The organism is Paraburkholderia sp. J10-1, assembly GCF_905220165.1.
Classification (GTDB): domain Bacteria; phylum Pseudomonadota; class Gammaproteobacteria; order Burkholderiales; family Burkholderiaceae; genus Paraburkholderia.
In genome coordinates this window covers 952,802-968,442 of the sequence record NZ_CAJMYW010000001.1, presented here as the reverse complement: position 1 = coordinate 968,442, position 15,641 = coordinate 952,802, and the positions used below count along the sequence as shown (strand labels likewise).

Sequence of the window (15,641 nt, the reverse complement as noted above, 5' to 3'; positions counted from 1 at the left end):
GGACCGGCGACGCTATCGCGAAGGCGCGTGCGAGGCTCGCTCGAGAGGCGCACGGCGGCGCGTCACGCGCCGAAATGCGCGAGCAGGATGAGCGTCACGGTCACGACGATGGCGCCGCCAATGCGCGTGGCGATCTGCGCAAACGGCATGAGCTGCATGCGGTTCGCGGCGGTAAGGATCGCCACGTCGCCGGTGCCGCCCTGGCCGCTGTGGCACGCGTTCACGATTGCGGTGTCGATAGGGTACATCTTCATCAGGCGGCCCACCACGAAGCCCGTGCCCATGAGCGTGACCACGGTCGCGGCAATCGTCACGACGTTGACGAGCGTGAACGCGGCCATGAGCTTGTCCCACGGCGTCATTGCCACGCCGATGGCGAACAGCAGCGGGTACGTAACCGCCGTCGAGAAGAACTTGTAGACGACGAACGCGCCTTCCTGCAGCGGCGGCGAAACCGCGCGCGCGAGCTTCACGAGCACGGCGAGGAACAGCATGGCCACCGGCGCGGGCAGGCCGAACAGCTTGTTCGCCATCAGGCCGATCAGGTACAGCGTGATCGCCGTAATACCGGCCGCAGCGATGTGGCTCACATCCACATGCCCGCGAATTTCGTCGTTCGACGACGACGCCAGTTCATCGGTTGCGCCGACTTGCAGGCGGCCGTTGCCGGTGAGATGCGGCATGCGCCGGCCCAGCATGTCGAGCATGCCCGAGAGGATGATGGCGATGAGGCTGCCGAGCATCACGGGCGGCAGCACCTGTGCGAACAGATCGCCTTGCGCCACATGCATGATTTCCGAGTAGCCCACCGAAAGCGGAATCGCGCCTTCGCCCACGCCGCCCGCCATGATCGGCACGACGATATACAGCAGCGTGTGTTTGACGCCGAGGCCGAGCGCAGCACCCACCGCCGTGCCCACGATAGTCGCCGCAACCGTGCCGGCCGCGAGCGGAATGAAGATCTTCAGGAAGCCTTGAATCAGCACGCGCCGGTCCATGCTCAGAATGCTGCCGACGATGATCGAGGCGATGAAGAGATACAGGAAATTGGTCTGCTTCGTGAACTCGACCGTGAGGTGCTGCACGGGTTGGGGCAGCACGTGGTAGTACACGAGCGCCGAAGGCACGAAGGTCGCGAGAATCGCCGCCGCGCCGATATTGCGCAGGAGCGGCAGGCGCTTGCCGAGTTCGGCGCACGTGAAGCCGCAGAACGCGAGCACGGCGATGGCCATCGAGATTTCGCCGGGCACCTTGCCGGTCACCGCGAAGCCAGCGATGAGCGCAAACAGGATCACGTAGATCGGCAGCGGAATGATGCCGATGCGGATTTCCATCAGCTTCCACCAGCCTTCGGGCCAGAAGCGGGTTGGAGTCGTGGAGGATGATTCGGGGACCGACTGGCTCACTTGCGAGGCGGTGGATGCGGATGCGCTGTTCTGCACGGGATGTCTCCTTCGTTTTCGCGACCGGACTGCGTCGCGTCTCCGGTGCTTGTTTAATAACGGGTGCGGACTATCGAGGAATAGGCCGCCGGGCGTCTATATAGCAGTAGCCGTGCCAGCGCGTTTCATCCTGCCGCGCCAACCATAACTTGTTGATTTTTTTATTATTTTCAAGAAACGCCTCCACTCCCGTCACCCCATCGCTCCGAAATTTCAGAATCGGCCCGAGCCGCAGGCTGAAATCTCGGCCTGCCTGCCGACCGCTTGCATCCGTCGCCAATAACAACGGCCCGACCCTTGAGCCCATCGCAAGAATCATTTTCAGAATTTGTTCTGGTACAGCACCGAACGTTGGCCGAAGATGAATCACCGCAACTTGAGGAGCGAGCCATGAAGATCGTCTTGCCAGGATGCGCCGCTGTTTGCGCCGCGGTGCTGTGGAGTACCGGCGCGCTGGCCGCGCCACCGGGTTCCGCTTACCAGACGCCGGTGCAGTTATCGAGCGGAAGAAACCTGCTTTGCAGCGTGAACGAATCACAGCCTGCCGGCGAAACCGCGGTGCTCACGCGCCGCGAGCAAGTGGAGGCCGATGTCCTCGCCACGCAGCGCTTGCGGCTCGTGAGCGGACCGGAGTCGCCTTATCCCTCTGCCTATACGGCGCCGAGCGTGGCCTGCGTGAACGCAGGTTGATGCCGCAACAAGACAACGGGCTCGATTCGCCTGACGAATCGAGCCCGTTTGTTTTGAACGCGGATCAGAAGCGCGTACGCACGCCCGTCGTCACTTCGACCTGATTGGTCGCCCCGAAGGTCGTGCCAACCGTGTAGCCGCCGTGCAGCTTCATGTAGTCGCCCGCCAGGTACACTTCGGTGCGCTTCGAGAGGTGATAGAAGACCGAGCCGTAGAGCGTTTCCTTGAAGCCGTTGTGCAGCCCGCTCGCAGGATCGAATGCGCCTACGTTGGCGTTCGGAATATCGCCATCGACGTTGTACGCAGCGTTGTGCGTGCGCATTTGCTGATAGCCCAGTTCGTAGTCGAACGCGCCCTTCGGCACGAGCTTGAACGACACCGTCCACGCGTTGTCCTGACGCTGCCCGAGCGCACCCTGATTGCCCCAGTAGCGGAAATAGCCCGCATTGGCGCGCACGATGCCGATCGTGTAGTTGCCGCCCACCGAGAACGCCTGGTTCGTGTTGCCGTTGTTGTTCACATGGTTGTAGAACGTCGAGGCCGTCCAGGTCGGCGCGTTGTAGCCGAGCGCGAACTGATAGTTTGCGTTATTGCCAAAGCTCGTTGAATTGCCGAACGCGTAGCCCGCTGCCGCGTAGATCCCGTTGTCGAACACCTTCTTCCATGCGACGCCATTGTTATAGCGGGTGCCCGTTGCGCTCGCAGCGTAGAAAATCATCTGCTTGAAGTTGTTCGCGTTGGTCCAGCCGCCCTCTTCCGTCGTGAGCTTCGCGTTGCCGTACGGGTCGCCGTAAATGGCCGCGGCGTCGCGCGCAATGGTGTTCTGGAAGCCCGCGGTGATCTTGCCGAAGCGGTCGTCCTCCAGGCCCACCCACGCATCGCGGTCGAAGATCTGGCCAGGGTCTTCCATCTGGCCGTCGCTCACGCGGTATTCGCTTTCGAGCCGGAAGATCACCTTCGTGCCGCCGCCAATGTCTTCAGCGCCCTTCAAGCCCCAGCGGCTGCCGCTGAACCACGGTTCACCGGCAATGCCCATGCCGATCACGTGATTGCCGTTGGCGTCGGCATGCGACTGATACGTGGGAACGCTCAGGTCGATAAGACCATAGAGTTGAACGCTCGACTGCGCGTGTGCGCCGCTCGCCGCCAGTGCGCCAACCGTCACGGTGAATGCAAGGTGCCTTCTCTTCAAGATCGTCTCCAGGGGTGCTGTGTTGAAGTTTTCATGGACCCGCTGGCATCACTCACCGGTTGCGGCGAGCCGTGTGAATCAGCGGGTGAGACGAATAGTAGAGAGGTGAATCCTTCGCGATTCTTTCACGACCGCTTGGTAATGCTAAGTAAAATCACTAATACCGGTAGAGAAGCGGACCTGTTCACGCCGGCATGGGCTCCTTCGCGCGAAGGATGTAGCCAAGGCCGCGCAGCGTGGTGATTTGCACGCTCGACTCCGCGAGATGTTTGCGCAGCCTGTGAATGTAGATGTCGATCGCGTCCACACTCGGGTCGTCGCTCAGGCTGCAGATGCGCTCGAGCAGCGCATGCTTGGGCACGGCCTTGCCCTGGCGCAGCATCAGTGCTTCGAGTATGGAATGCTCGCGCCTGCGTAGCGTGAGCGGCGCGTCCTTGTGACGGAATTCGCGCGTGTCGCAAACGTACCGCAGGTCGCCGCAGGTGAGCCAGCCCGACTTCTCGCCCGTCTGCCGCCGTATCAGCGCCTTGATGCGCGCCACCAGTTCGCGGCTGTCGAACGGCTTGACCACGTAATCGTCGGCGCCGGCGCCGAAACACGCCACCTTGTCGTCGATCGAGCCATGGGCGGTCAGCATGAGCACGGGCACGTTATTGCGCCTGCGCCGCAAGCGGTTGAGCACGTCCTTGCCGCTCAGGCGCGGCAGGCGCATGTCGAGAAGCACGAGATCGTAGCTCTGCGTAAGCAGCACGGAATCCGCGGCCTCTCCGTCGACCACGCAGTCCACCGTGAAATTCTCGGCGCGCAACAGGTTGACGATCCAGTGCGCGAGTTCGGCATTGTCTTCTACGAGCAGCAGCTTCATGGTCCTTCCTCACTTCCTCTCATCCGGGCCATACAGGCAAGCGCACCGTCGCAACAAGACCCACGCGCGCGGCCCCCGCGGCCACGCTCACCGAGCCGCCGTGCGAGCGCGCGACCTGGTGCACGATGGCAAGACCGAGGCCTGTGCCTTCGGTATCCGCCGCCACGCGATAGAAGCGCTCGAACACATGCGCGCGCGCCTCGGCGGGAATACCTGGGCCGTTGTCCACCACCTGCAGCATGACCTCGCTGCCTTCGCTGCGGCAGATGGCGGTCACGCGGCCGCCGGGCTGTGTATAGCGTATGGCGTTGTCGATCAGGTTCGACACGAGCGATGCAAGCAGGCCCGTGTTGCCCGCCACGTGCACGTCGTCGGCAAGTTCCGCGCCGAGATCGATGCCGCGCCGCTCGGCGGCCTGAACCATCTCCTCGAGCACCGAAGACACGACCTCAGTGAAATCGACACGTGTCTGGCTGCGCGACGACTGCGCCATCGACTCTGCCTGCGCGAGCAGAAGTAGTTGATTCGTCAACTCCGCCATTTTCTGGCTGGTGCGGCGCACGCCTTTGAGCGCGTCGTAAAGCGCGGGGTCGCGCGCGTCGCATTGACTCGCGAATTGCGTTTGCGTGGTGAGCAGCGTGAGCGGGGTGCGCAACTGGTGCGCCGCGTCGGCAATGAACTGACGCTGCATGGCGGCGTGCACCTTGAGCCGCGCGATGCACTGGTTGATCGCTTCGACGATGGGCCTCAGCTCCGAAGGCAGATGGTCCGGGCGGATCGGCTCCAGTTGCACGGGCTCGCGGTCGGCCACGTCGTCCTTGAGCTTCATGAGCGGCCGCAGTTCGAGCGTGAGCCCGAGCGGCACGAGCAGCGCGACGAGCGCGAGCATGAGCCACTGGCGTGCAAGCTGCGGCCTCCACAAGGCGCTGATCATCGCTTCGCGCGACGCGCTCGTCTTGCCGACGATCACCACGACGCGTTCGGCGCGGCCCGAGTCGTAGAGCATGCGCTCGTAAGCCACGGCGCGAATCGGCATACCCGCGTACGCGGTGTCGTAGAACACTGGCGCGTTGGCGGTATCCGCACGCGGCAGCGGCAAGTCCGGCGCGCCGCCCAGCAGGCGGCCATTGCCGGCCAGCACCTTGTAGAAAACGTGGTCCTGCCACGGCGATTCGAACAGCTCCAGCGCCGCAGGCGGAATCGACGCGCGGAGGGAACCGCTGTCCCAGTCGACGTCTTCGATGATCGTGCGCGCCGAATTCAGCAGCGAATGGTCCTGCACGAGATCCGCGGTCTGACGTGCGGCGTCATACGACACACCGCTCGTCACGACGACAAATACGGCGAGCGGCACCAGCAGCCACAACAGCAATCGCGCACGCAGGCTATGCACCATGTCACGCTCTCTCTGGTACGAGCCGCGAGACGGCGCGCGCAGAACGGCGCTCGGCGTGCTTCATTTCGCGCTGACGAATTCGTTCGTATACGTGCCAGACAAATCCACGTGCTTCCCCTTGACCGAAGGATTGAAACTCGAAAGCACCTTCAGCACGGTCGCCGGACCGTCGGCCGGCATCTTGCCGTCTGCGGTGTACATCGGCAGCGAGGCCTTGAGTGCGCTGACATACAGCGCCTTGTCCTTTTGATAATCGGCCGGCATTTGCGCGGCGATTTCCTCGGCGCTATGCGTGTGAATGAACTGCATGGTGCGCACGAACGCGTGCGCGAGCTTCGCCGCCTGCGCCTTGTGCGACTCGGCCCACGCGTTCTGCACGTAAAGGCTCGCGGCGGGATAGGTGCCGCCGAGCGCGGCGCGCGTGCCTTCCACCGAGCGCATGTCCACGAGCACCTTCGCGTCGCCGGCTTTCTGCAGCGCCGAAACGGTCGGCTCGGTCGTCATGCCCGCGTCGATGCGCCCTTGCTTGATGGCGGCAATGAAACTCGCGTCCGCACCCACCGGCAACATGGTGTATGCGCTGGACGCGACGCCGTGCTGGCTCGCGAGATACTGCGTGAGAAAGCTGGTCGAGGAGCCCAGGCCCGTCACGCCCAGCGTTTTGCCTTTGACGTCGCCCATGGACTTGATGGTGTCGGCCGCTTTAGACGACACCATCTCCACTTCGCCCGGCACCTGACCGAACACGACGATCGCCTTGACGTCCTTACCTTTGGTCTGCAAGTCGATGGTGTGATCGTAGAAGCCCACAACGCCCTGCACTGCGCCCGCGAGCAGTTCGTTCTCGGCATCCACGCCCGCGGGTTGCGAGAGCAACTCGACATTCAGCCCTTCGTCCCTGAAATAACCCAGTTGCTCGGTGAGGCGCGCGGGCAGGTAAATGAGCTTCGTAATTCCGCCCACCATGATGGTGATCTTGTCGCCGGCATCGTCGGCGGCATGAGCGCCGTGAAGCGCCATGGCAAACAGCAGGCCGCCAGCGAGTGCGACTTGACGCAGCGCGCCAGAACTGGGTTGCATTGAGTGTCTCCGTCAGAATGGGCCGGCGGCGCAAGGCTGGCCGCCTCGATCGTTTCGGGGATTTTAGTGATCCAAACCCTTCCCGAAGCTTTCGCGGGTCGCGCCGATTTATACGGGATTTCCATGAGCGGCGGCGTTATTTATACTTTTTATTTTTCTGAATAAAAATAGCTTTTATTCAGCGTGAATCGCTCGGCAATTCGATGCGTCGTGGCGCTGGAATCTGCTACTGGACCGAAGTCGAACGCCAGCGGCAGCATCGCTATGACTGACTTCTACAGGATTACTTATTGATTCACGGCACGGAACGCATCGACGTTCCGTGTTCATTCAGCAGGAGCCCGCTCCAGCCGTTACCTTCGATCGAGCGGCTATCCGGCCACCCGAAGCGCCAGTCAAATAGCGCGCTGAACGGCCCGTGCAGAGTCCGTAATGTCCTGCCCGAAACCGGCAATCGTATTGCAGCCCGCCAAGGCGGCCAGTACGCCAACCATCGATACCACCACCAGAAGCCGTCCCATCATTTTTACTACCCCGTAAGCTCATTTTTAGATTGATGCGCGTGCGGCGGCGCATAGCGCGAACCCACCGCGCATAGCGTCTTTGCATCCGCTGGAATGGCGTATTCTGCCTGTGGTCGGTCCGCGTGTGCAAATTGCCCCCGCTGCGGCCTGGAGGTTCTTGCGTCAATCGATGCACGCGCAACGTGTGCAGCTTACTGAGCCTGATGAATGGGCTCCGGGCGAGAACAGTCCAAAAACACGCTCATCGAACGGCAACGCTAGCATTCACGACAATCCTGCCATCGCCCCAATGTGGCGCAACCATGACCAAGCCATCGAGGACTGCCTTATTTTCCGCAGCCCGCATGTGGGACTGGAAGCCGGTGGCAGCGCTATGCGCAGCCGCGCCCGGGCAGGTCGAAGCAAGCGAGCCGAACGGCGCGAGAGTGTTGCACTTGCGAGGGAACGCAAGCTGCCCGCGGGTATCATTGAAAGGATGGCGTCGATGCAGCGCAAACTGCGCAAACGTCGGCTTTGATCCGCGAGCGTGAGGTCGATTCGACGACCTGGGACGACTCGCCATGCCTGAAGCAGAACCACGCACCGGCAACGCACCACAACGGACCCTCTCGCCAATGCGCATATTCGGAATCAGCCTTTACGTCATCATCGCCCTGCTCTTTGCAGTGCATGCCATCCGCAACCAGCAGAACATGTACTGGCTGCTGATCCTGTTTCTTTTCCCCGGCCTTGGCAGCCTCGTCTACTTCTTCGTGATTTATTTGCCGAGCCTGCGCCAGTCGCGCGGGGCGAGGGCGACTGGCCGGGCCATCTCGCAACTGGTCGATCCCAACCGCGCGGTGCGCGAGGCGCGCACGGACTTCGACCGCGCGCCGACCGTCGCGCACCGTATGCGGCTGGGCGCGGCGCTGCTCGACGCGGGCAATGCCGTCGAAGCGCTGGAGCATTACGAGGCGGCGGCAACCGGGCCGTTCGCCTCCGATCCCGCCCTGCTCGAAGGCCTCGCGCGCGCACAGTTTGCAAACGGCAATGCCGCTGCCACGCAAGAGACGCTCGAAAAGCTGTTCGCCGTGCAGCCTGTCGCCCGCCAGCAGCCGGACCCCACTTTGCTGTATGCACGGGCGCTCGCCGCCAATGGCGCAGCGGGCACGCGCGCCGCGTTCGACGCCGCGCTTTCTTGCGCAAGCGACGCCGCTCCGCGTTGCCTCTTCGCCGACTGGCTGGCCAAGCAGCCAAGCGACGCCGACCGCCAGCGCGCACGCGAGCTTTACGCCGATATCGTGCACGACGCAAAGCACTGGCCGCGCCATGCCCGCGAACACAATAGCGAATGGCTGCAACGGGCCCAGGCCGGGTTGAGCCGCTAGCGCAGCCGCAGACCTTTCCCGCGAGGCGCGCCCATGCGAAACGCCAATCGCGGAATTCGCCTAGTCGCGCCTCTCCTCGCACATGCGCCGGTAGGTGGCCGGCGTCATCCGGTACGCGCGGCGAAACCAGCGTCCCAAATGGCTCTGGTCCGCGAAGCCGACTTCCGCGGCAACCTGGGCCGGCGTGCGCCCCGCCGCCAGCAGTCTGCGAGCGGCGCGCAGACGCAAGCGCACCAGGTATGCATGGGGCGACGTTCCGAACTCGCGCTGGAACAGGCGCGTCAAACGAAACCGGTCGATGCCCGAGCTATCGACGAGTTCGTCGAGCCCGATGTTCGCGGCCATGTGCTCGTGCAGCAGGTCACGCACGCGAGCCAATGCGGGCGGCGCCGGGGCCGCTGCTGCGGCCGTATCGACCAGATGGCCGCCCAGGTGCTCCAGCAAGCGGTCGAGCGCCTCGTCGCGCGCGAGCCGGCCTTCCTCGCCGTATAGCGCGAGAAAGGCGCGGCGGATTGCGTCGGTCAGGCGCGGGTCGTCAACGAGCGTCTGGCCGAAAGCGGCCTCCACGGCGCCCAGACCCGCAATGTTCAGCCTGCGCGCCGCACGTTCGACCCACGGCTGCGGCAGATACAACATCGCGTAGGTGAAGCCGCCCGGTTCGGGCGCGTGGCCGTCGTGCAGCGCGCCCGGCTCGATCAGGATCGCGCGGCCCGGCACGCTCGTGTGCAAGGACCGGTGACACTGAAAACGCTGCACCCCCTGCTCCGTATAGCCGATCAGCATGTCGTCGTGATCGTGGGGGTCGTAGGCGTGGCCGCTGAAATGCGCGCGCAAACTCTCGATACCTGTTTGCGCGTCGCGCCGCGCGACGAGCCAGTGATCGTTCCGGCCCTCAGTCACCGTCGCGTTCGTCATGGCCAGCGTCGCTCCTCGTTCCCGGTTCCTTGCCCAAGGGCACGAGTGTACGCCAGCCCTGCGCGAAGCACGCCGCGCGCTCGCGGCGTTACCGGGTTCCCGGCGCCCGCTCGGCCTGGTTCAGTCGTCGAACTCGCCGGCCTGCAGCGCTTCGTCGAAATCCGTGATCCACGGGGCGAAGTGGTCGGTGTCGTAGGTGGCCGTCTTGCCATTGGCGATCCGTGTGACGGATACCTGCCGCATCGCCGCGCGCTCGCCCCCCGCAGGGCTTTTCTCGTTGTCCGAGATGCGGAACTCGCGCAGCTCGAGCCCCCGGCTGGCGAGCACAGCCTTCACGTCTTCCTGTTCGTCCCAGGAAAACTCGGCGAAGTCGTGGGCTGTCATGTTCGTCTCCTCCAGGGCGTCATCACGGACTGCACGGCGCGACGGGCAGTCCCTCGGCCTTCCAGCGCAACATGCCGCCGGCGAGATTGGCCACCTTGCCGAAGCCCGCCTTCGTGAGCAATACGCTTGCCTGCGCGGAGCGCACGCCGGAACGGCACACGGCCACGACCGGCCGGTCGCGATCGAGCTCGTCGATGCGGGCAATCAGTTGCGAGAGCGGCACGAGCTTCGCATCGGGCAGATGGCCGAGCTGGTCGATGAACTCGGGCGGCTCGCGCACATCGACGATCTGCATGGCCGCCACATGCTCCAGCAACGCCATGGGCTCGATTTCCCACACGCCGCTAAAACGCAGCGTGAGCGGGGCCCAGTCGGGCGTTTCCTGGATCGGCGCCTCGCCCTCGGGCTTGCCGCAGCGCAGGTTGGCGGGCACCGCGACGGCCATCTGCTTGGGGTGCGGCAAATTCAGGTTGTGCATGTAGCCCGCGAAGTCGCCGAGATCGACGTCGCCGCCCAGGCGCGGATTGAAGCGCCGCTCTTCGGCCACGCTCGTGACCGTAATGCCGCGATAGTCGTGCGCCGGGTAAAGCAGGCAGTCGCCGGGCAGCGTGAGAATCTGCTCGCGCACGGAAGCGAACAGCTGCTCCGCGCTCCCGCCCTGAAAATCGGTGCGGCCGCAGCCGCGAATCAACAGGCTGTCGCCGGTGAAGGCCATGCTTGCGTCGTCGAGCACGTAGGTCAGGCAGCCGCTGGTGTGGCCGGGCGTGGCGCGCACCTCCAGATACCGCTTGCCGAAAGCGATGCGGTCGCCATGCCGCAGCGGGCGGTTCACGCCCTCGGCGCCCACCGTTTCGGCAAGCGCGATCTGGCTGCCGCTGCGCTCGCGCAAGCGCCACGCGCCGGTCACATGGTCGGCGTGCACATGGGTGTCGAGCGTCGCCTGCAGACGCAGGCCCAGTTCCTGCAGCAGCGCGAGGTCGCGCGGCACCTGCTCGTAGACAGGGTCGATCAGCAGCGCCTCGCCGCTTTCGGGGTCGCCGAGCAGGTAGGTATAGGTAGACGATACCGGGTCGAAAAGCTGGCGAAAGATCATCGCGGCTCTCTGTAATGGCAAACGCGTGGTGCGCTTTGCAGTATGCCGCATCCGCCTTCGGCCCGGTGGCTCGACGTGCGCGATAGGCCCGCGTTTATCCGCCGTTTGTTCGCTGTGTGTTCGGCACCGAACGTAGGGCGCGCGGCGGCCATTTCACCTGCCCTCGAGAAAATGGATGTCACGCGCCGCGGAGCGCTTCCCAACGACGAACCGAAAATGGAAGAAAGCCAGCCGTCAGCCGTTTATCACGTATCCCAGCGGGTTTTTACAAGGACTGAAATCATGACCAAAATCTTGTTGTGCGCCGTGGTTTGCTTTCTACCCATTGCGGTGTTCGCGGAACCGCCGAAAGTGGCCAACGGCATGGTCGTCGACGACGACGGCATGACGCTCTATACGTTCGACAAGGACACCGAGCAGGGCAAAAGCGCGTGCGCCGGCGCATGCGCAACCATGTGGCCAGCCGCGCTCGCCGACCCTTACGACAAGGCCAGCGGCGACTGGGGGTTGATCGCTTCCGCAGACGGGAAGCATCAATGGACCTACAAGGGCCACCCCCTCTATCGCTACTCGAAAGACACACACGCTGGACAGATGACCGGCGACGGCTTCAAAGACATGTGGCACGTCGTGAAGCCCTGATATTCTTTCGGCACACTAAGCAATTTCCACCACCTGCCCCGCTCCAGCGCTTCGGAGCGGGGCATGGGTCATCACGTTGCGCGCTTGCTGATCAGTTGCCGGTGCGCAGCGTCCAGACCGTCGTCGTGTTGGTGGCGTCGTCTACGGCGGCAAACTGCGAGTGATGCTGGCTGTCCATGCCAAATGCCAGCCCGAATGCAGAACCCGCCGCGGGATCGACCGACATCTGAGCGACGAATTGCCCGTCCACCGTGAACTCGACGATTTCGCTAGGCTGTTTCGGGTCGGCGTTCACGGCGTCGCCGTTGGCCGTGACGAGATGCCCGTTGGGTGCGAGTGCAAGGGCAAGCGGTCCATGCAGATGGGTGTTGTCCTGATAGATCAGCCGCCCCATTCCGCCGCTATGGCTCGCGAGCGCCGCGCCGTAAATGGCGAACACCGCGTTGTCGCCGGTCGAGGCGACATAGAGCACGTCGCGCAGGCCGTCGTAGGCGAGCCCCGTGGGGCCGACAACCAGCGCCGCCGGATCGGTCCGATGCAGGTAGCCCGAGGCGACGATCGTCGAGGTCGGCAACTCGGTCACGCCGTTCTCGCCGATCAGGAGGTCGATTCTCGCGACGGTGCCGTTCAGCACGTCCGAGACGAATACCTTCACGAATGGCCCGCCGTCGATCACGGTGAGGTCCCAGGGGCCGTCGAGCAGGCGCGCATCTTTCAGTTCCTTGACGAGCCGGCCTTGCGGATTGATGACGAGCAGCGAGCCCGGCGCGATGACGTTCTTGCCGTCGGCGGTCGGCACGTTGCCCACCAGCACGAAGCCGCTTCTCAGCACGGCGAGCGCCGTTGTGAGACCGAGGTTGTGCCCCGCGAAGAAGGTCACTGGCTGGCTATTGGGAACGATCTTCACGATCGTCGTGCCGGTGCCTTGCAGATTCGATTGCGCATTGAAGTTGGACACCACCACGTCGCCGGGTTTGAGCGGACTCCACGACGGCACGCCGGCCGGTACGAATGCAATGCCGTACGGATTGACGTCGCCATTGGTCGGCACAGTCGATGAAGTCGCAAACGCCGGCGGCAGGATCGCTTGCTGGGCGTCCACGCTAACCGCGCCGAGTGAAAGGGCGAGGAGCCCGGCGCCCAACGCCAGGTGACGCAGTCGCGGCACGAACGCCGTGCGGTTCCTGCCGATGTATGAACGACATGCAGACAACGAGCGAGAAGCTTTCATCTGACACCTCCTTCTCGCGGGGACGGGCCGCCAATGCCATGACGACTCGCGCGGCCGGTGAACCCACCATGCTTCGCGCGCCCCGCGTCTTGCATAAACGCAGCAGCGGCGGGGCTATTCCCTGGCAAGCAATGAATTCAGGCCGTCGCCCGAGCCCTCATGTTGCACGCTTCGCACGCGGCGCAGGCGCCGCCAGTTGCTCCACCAGAAAATCCACAAAGGCCCGCACGCGCGACGTCAAATAACGCGCGTGCGGATACAGCAGAATGAAAGGCCGGGTACGCCCGCCCTCCTCGCGCAGCACCTCAACGAGCCTGCCTTCGCGCAGGTCGTCCGCCACCACGAAGCGATACGTCTGAAAGAGCCCCGCCCCCGCACGCGCGAGCGTCACGCCTGCGAGCGCGTCGCCGGAGGTTCCGTAACTTCCGCTCGTCGCCACATCGCCATCTTCATTGGCATTGCCGTCGAACGTCCAGACAACATGGCGCCCGCTACTTGGCAGTTCGAACTGTATGCATTCGTGCTTCTGCAGATCGGCCACGGTCTTCGGTGTACCCGCACGCTTCAGATAAGCGGGCGTGGCCACCACCACCATCTCCGCGTCTTCCAGCTTGCGGGCCACCAGGTTGGAATCGGCAGGCGCACGCCCGCGAATCGCCAGGTCGAAGCCTTCGTCGGCGAAGTCGATGTTGCGGTTGCTCAGGTGCGTGTCGACCTGCACCTGCGGATAGCGTTCGCGAAACGCCGGCAAAAGCGGCAGCACGCGATAGTGCCCGTAGGGCGTGGGCATGCTGATGCGCAGCACGCCGGCCGGCGTGGTCTGCTCGCCCGTGACCTCGCGCTCGGCGTCGACGAGTTGCGACAGCGCCTCGCGGCACTGCTCGAAGTAGCGTCGCCCCGCATCGGTCAGGCGGATCTGGCGCGTCGTGCGCACGAACAGGCGCACGCCAAGCCGCTCTTCGAGCCGCGCGACGGACCGGCTCACCGCAGCGGGCGTGACGCTCGCCGCATTGGCCGCCAGCGTGAAGCTGCCCAGTTCCGCCGCCTGGCAGAACAGCTCGATGCTGCCCAGCAGCAGATCGTCGAATTTGCGTTGCATGCCCGTTTTCTCCTGCCTGCTCCGATTCGCGCCCGCTGTTTTCGCTCTATTCTGAAGGCGCCAACATGAGGCGAATGCTCACCACCACTCAAGGAGAACATCGTGTCCGTCGAACAGAAACTTGCCGATCTCGGTCTCGCCCTGCCCGCCGCGCCGCAGCCGCTCGGCAACTACACGGCCGCTTCCGAGGCGGGCGATCTGCTCTTCATCTCCGGCCAGGGGCCGCTCGCCGACGGCAAGCTGCGCTGGACCGGACGCGTGGGCGCGGAGTTGACGCTCGAACAAGGCCGCGAGGCCGCGCAGCTCACCGCCTTGAACGTGCTCGCGCAAATCAAGCGCCACCTGGGCGGCTTCGAGCGTCTGCATCACATCGTGCGTATGGAAGGCCACGTGAGCAGCGCCGAAGGCTTTCTCGATCAGCCTGCCGTGCTCGACGCCGCATCGGATCTCTTCGCCGCCGCGCTCGGCGAGAAGGCCGGCCACGCGCGCTCGGCGTTCTCGCATTCGCAACTGCCGCTGAACTTGCCCGTCGAACTCGTGGTGATCGCGCAAATCGTGCCTGCCTGAGCGCGTCTTTTGCGGCGGGCGGCGAAACGTTGGCGGCAGTCAGACCCGGCTCAACCCCACACGGACTGCAAGCGCGCGATGCTTTCGCGCGTCTCGCGCTCCAGTTGCGCCACGAGTTCCGCCGCCGGCAACGCGCGAGCGAGCGGCGCGGCCTGGCCCGCCCATTGCGCGCCGTAGCCGGATTCGCCCTTGGCCTTCGCAGCCGCGATCAGGGATTTGCCCGCGTCGTAGGCGATCGGGTAGGACGGAATGCGCGGCGCCTTCGGGTCCTCGCCAAGTGCGGTGAACCGGTTGACGATGCTGCGCGCAAGGCGCCCCGAAATCGCCGAGGTGAAGGTGGTATGCCGCGCCGCGTCGCCAAGCAAGGCCGCGCGATAGCCCTCGTCGGCCGCGCTCTCCGGGCAGGCCACGAACGCGGTGCCCAGTTGCGCCGCCTGCGCGCCGAGCGCCAGCGCGGCGGCAATGCCCGCGCCGTCCATGATGCCGCCCGCCGCGATCACGGGTACGTCGAACTCGCTCACGAGCAGGCGCGTGAGCGCGAACGTGCCAAGGCCGTCGTCGCGGGCGTTCTGATCGAACACGCCGCGATGGCCGCCCGCCTCCACGCCCTGCGCGACGATGGCATCCACGCCCGCCTCCACGGCTGCGGCCGCTTCGTCGAGACTCGTTGCGCTCGCAAACAAACGGATGCCCGCGTGTTTAAGTTCGGCGATCACCGCATCGGGCGGCAGGCCGAAATGGAAGCTCACCACCGCGGGTTTTTCTTCGAGCAGCATGCGCTGCATGGCCTGATCCGCGACGAAGCTCGTGTAGATCTCCGAAAGCGATTGCGGCGGCGTGGCGCCGTATTGCTCGAACACCGGTGCGAGCCAGTCCAGCCACGCGCGCTCGACCGCCGCATCGGGCGTGGCCGGGCGATGGCAGAACACGTTGACGTTGAACGGCTTGGCCGTCAGTTCGCGCGTCTGGCGAATGGCGTTGCGCGCGTTCTCCGCGCTCATCGCGGCCACGCCCAGCGAGCCGAGCGCACCCGCGTTCGACACGGCGGCGGCCAGCGCGGGCGTGGTGGTGCCCGCCATGGGCGCCTGAATGATCGGCTTTTGAATGCCGAGCGAGCGCAACAACGCGCGTTCGTCCACTTGAGTGCTGCTCAT

The 15,641-nt window shown here is 64.6% G+C and carries 16 protein-coding genes; 5 read left to right on the top strand and 11 right to left on the bottom strand.

The features are described 5' to 3' along the window. Window positions 1–62: 62 nt before the first annotated feature. Window positions 63–1,334 carry a 2-hydroxycarboxylate transporter family protein gene (locus U5A65_RS04225; protein WP_415764298.1) on the bottom strand — a complete coding sequence of 424 codons (1,272 nt, stop codon included), beginning with the start codon at window positions 1,332–1,334 and terminating at the stop codon, window positions 63–65. Window positions 1,335–1,832: 498 nt separating this feature from the next. On the opposite strand from U5A65_RS04225, the gene U5A65_RS04220 reads away from it, so the two are divergent. Next, entirely contained in the window at window positions 1,833–2,132 is a 300-nt protein-coding gene (locus tag U5A65_RS04220; protein ID WP_321907975.1) for a hypothetical protein, read from the top strand. A gap of 64 nt (window positions 2,133–2,196) precedes the next feature. Here U5A65_RS04220 and U5A65_RS04215 read toward each other — a convergent pair whose 3' ends face one another. The 4 genes from U5A65_RS04215 to U5A65_RS04200 form a co-directional block, all read right to left on the bottom strand. Beyond that, a complete protein-coding gene (locus tag U5A65_RS04215; protein ID WP_321908567.1) occupies window positions 2,197–3,336 on the bottom strand; it encodes a porin in 1,140 nt (379 codons plus the stop codon). Window positions 3,337–3,508: 172 nt separating this feature from the next. Next, complete coding sequence (locus tag U5A65_RS04210; protein WP_321907978.1) at window positions 3,509–4,189, bottom strand: response regulator; 681 nt, start codon at window positions 4,187–4,189, stop codon at window positions 3,509–3,511. 19 nt (window positions 4,190–4,208) lie between these two features. Beyond that, window positions 4,209–5,585, bottom strand: coding sequence for a sensor histidine kinase (locus U5A65_RS04205; RefSeq protein WP_321945561.1), 1,377 nt, complete (start codon window positions 5,583–5,585; stop codon window positions 4,209–4,211). Between the two features lie 60 nt (window positions 5,586–5,645). Beyond that, complete coding sequence (locus U5A65_RS04200; RefSeq protein ID WP_321945560.1) at window positions 5,646–6,665, bottom strand: ABC transporter substrate-binding protein; 1,020 nt, start codon at window positions 6,663–6,665, stop codon at window positions 5,646–5,648. A 681-nt stretch (window positions 6,666–7,346) separates the two neighbouring features. On the opposite strand from U5A65_RS04200, the gene U5A65_RS04195 reads away from it, so the two are divergent. Both U5A65_RS04195 and U5A65_RS04190 read left to right on the top strand, forming a co-directional pair. Continuing rightward, window positions 7,347–7,706, top strand: coding sequence for a hypothetical protein (locus tag U5A65_RS04195; RefSeq protein WP_321945559.1), 360 nt, complete (start codon window positions 7,347–7,349; stop codon window positions 7,704–7,706). 97 nt (window positions 7,707–7,803) lie between these two features. Further along, window positions 7,804–8,556: a hypothetical protein gene (locus U5A65_RS04190; RefSeq protein WP_321945558.1), complete on the top strand. Its 753-nt coding sequence runs from the start codon at window positions 7,804–7,806 to the stop codon at window positions 8,554–8,556. 60 nt (window positions 8,557–8,616) lie between these two features. On the opposite strand, the gene U5A65_RS04185 is transcribed toward U5A65_RS04190, so the two are convergent. The 3 genes from U5A65_RS04185 to U5A65_RS04175 all read right to left on the bottom strand — a co-directional run bounded on the left by U5A65_RS04185 (window position 8,617) and on the right by U5A65_RS04175 (window position 10,948). Next, a complete protein-coding gene (locus U5A65_RS04185; RefSeq protein WP_321945557.1) occupies window positions 8,617–9,471 on the bottom strand; it encodes an AraC family transcriptional regulator in 855 nt (284 codons plus the stop codon). A gap of 120 nt (window positions 9,472–9,591) precedes the next feature. Then, on the bottom strand, window positions 9,592–9,855 hold the full coding sequence (locus U5A65_RS04180) for a hypothetical protein (RefSeq protein ID WP_321907986.1): 264 nt from the start codon (window positions 9,853–9,855) through the stop codon (window positions 9,592–9,594). Window positions 9,856–9,877: 22 nt separating this feature from the next. After that, window positions 9,878–10,948 (bottom strand): MBL fold metallo-hydrolase, encoded by a 1,071-nt coding sequence (locus U5A65_RS04175; protein ID WP_321945556.1) that lies wholly within the window; start codon window positions 10,946–10,948, stop codon window positions 9,878–9,880. A gap of 282 nt (window positions 10,949–11,230) precedes the next feature. Between U5A65_RS04175 and U5A65_RS04170 the strand changes: the two genes are divergently transcribed. After that, window positions 11,231–11,590: a hypothetical protein gene (locus U5A65_RS04170; RefSeq protein WP_321945555.1), complete on the top strand. Its 360-nt coding sequence runs from the start codon at window positions 11,231–11,233 to the stop codon at window positions 11,588–11,590. A 91-nt stretch (window positions 11,591–11,681) separates the two neighbouring features. Here the strand turns inward: U5A65_RS04170 and U5A65_RS04165 are convergent, their stop codons facing one another. Together U5A65_RS04165 and U5A65_RS04160 are read right to left on the bottom strand one after the other, a co-directional pair. Further along, on the bottom strand, window positions 11,682–12,641 hold the full coding sequence (locus tag U5A65_RS04165) for a hypothetical protein (RefSeq protein WP_415764296.1): 960 nt from the start codon (window positions 12,639–12,641) through the stop codon (window positions 11,682–11,684). Between the two features lie 337 nt (window positions 12,642–12,978). Next, window positions 12,979–13,920, bottom strand: a complete 942-nt coding sequence (locus tag U5A65_RS04160) for a LysR family transcriptional regulator (RefSeq protein WP_321945553.1) — start codon at window positions 13,918–13,920, stop codon at window positions 12,979–12,981. A gap of 102 nt (window positions 13,921–14,022) precedes the next feature. On the opposite strand from U5A65_RS04160, the gene U5A65_RS04155 reads away from it, so the two are divergent. Continuing rightward, window positions 14,023–14,487, top strand: coding sequence for a RidA family protein (locus tag U5A65_RS04155; RefSeq protein WP_321945552.1), 465 nt, complete (start codon window positions 14,023–14,025; stop codon window positions 14,485–14,487). Between the two features lie 50 nt (window positions 14,488–14,537). Here U5A65_RS04155 and U5A65_RS04150 read toward each other — a convergent pair whose 3' ends face one another. Continuing rightward, the gene (locus U5A65_RS04150) at window positions 14,538–15,641 is read right to left on the bottom strand and encodes a nitronate monooxygenase (RefSeq protein ID WP_321907994.1); all 1,104 of its coding nucleotides are present in this window, start codon (window positions 15,639–15,641) and stop codon (window positions 14,538–14,540) included.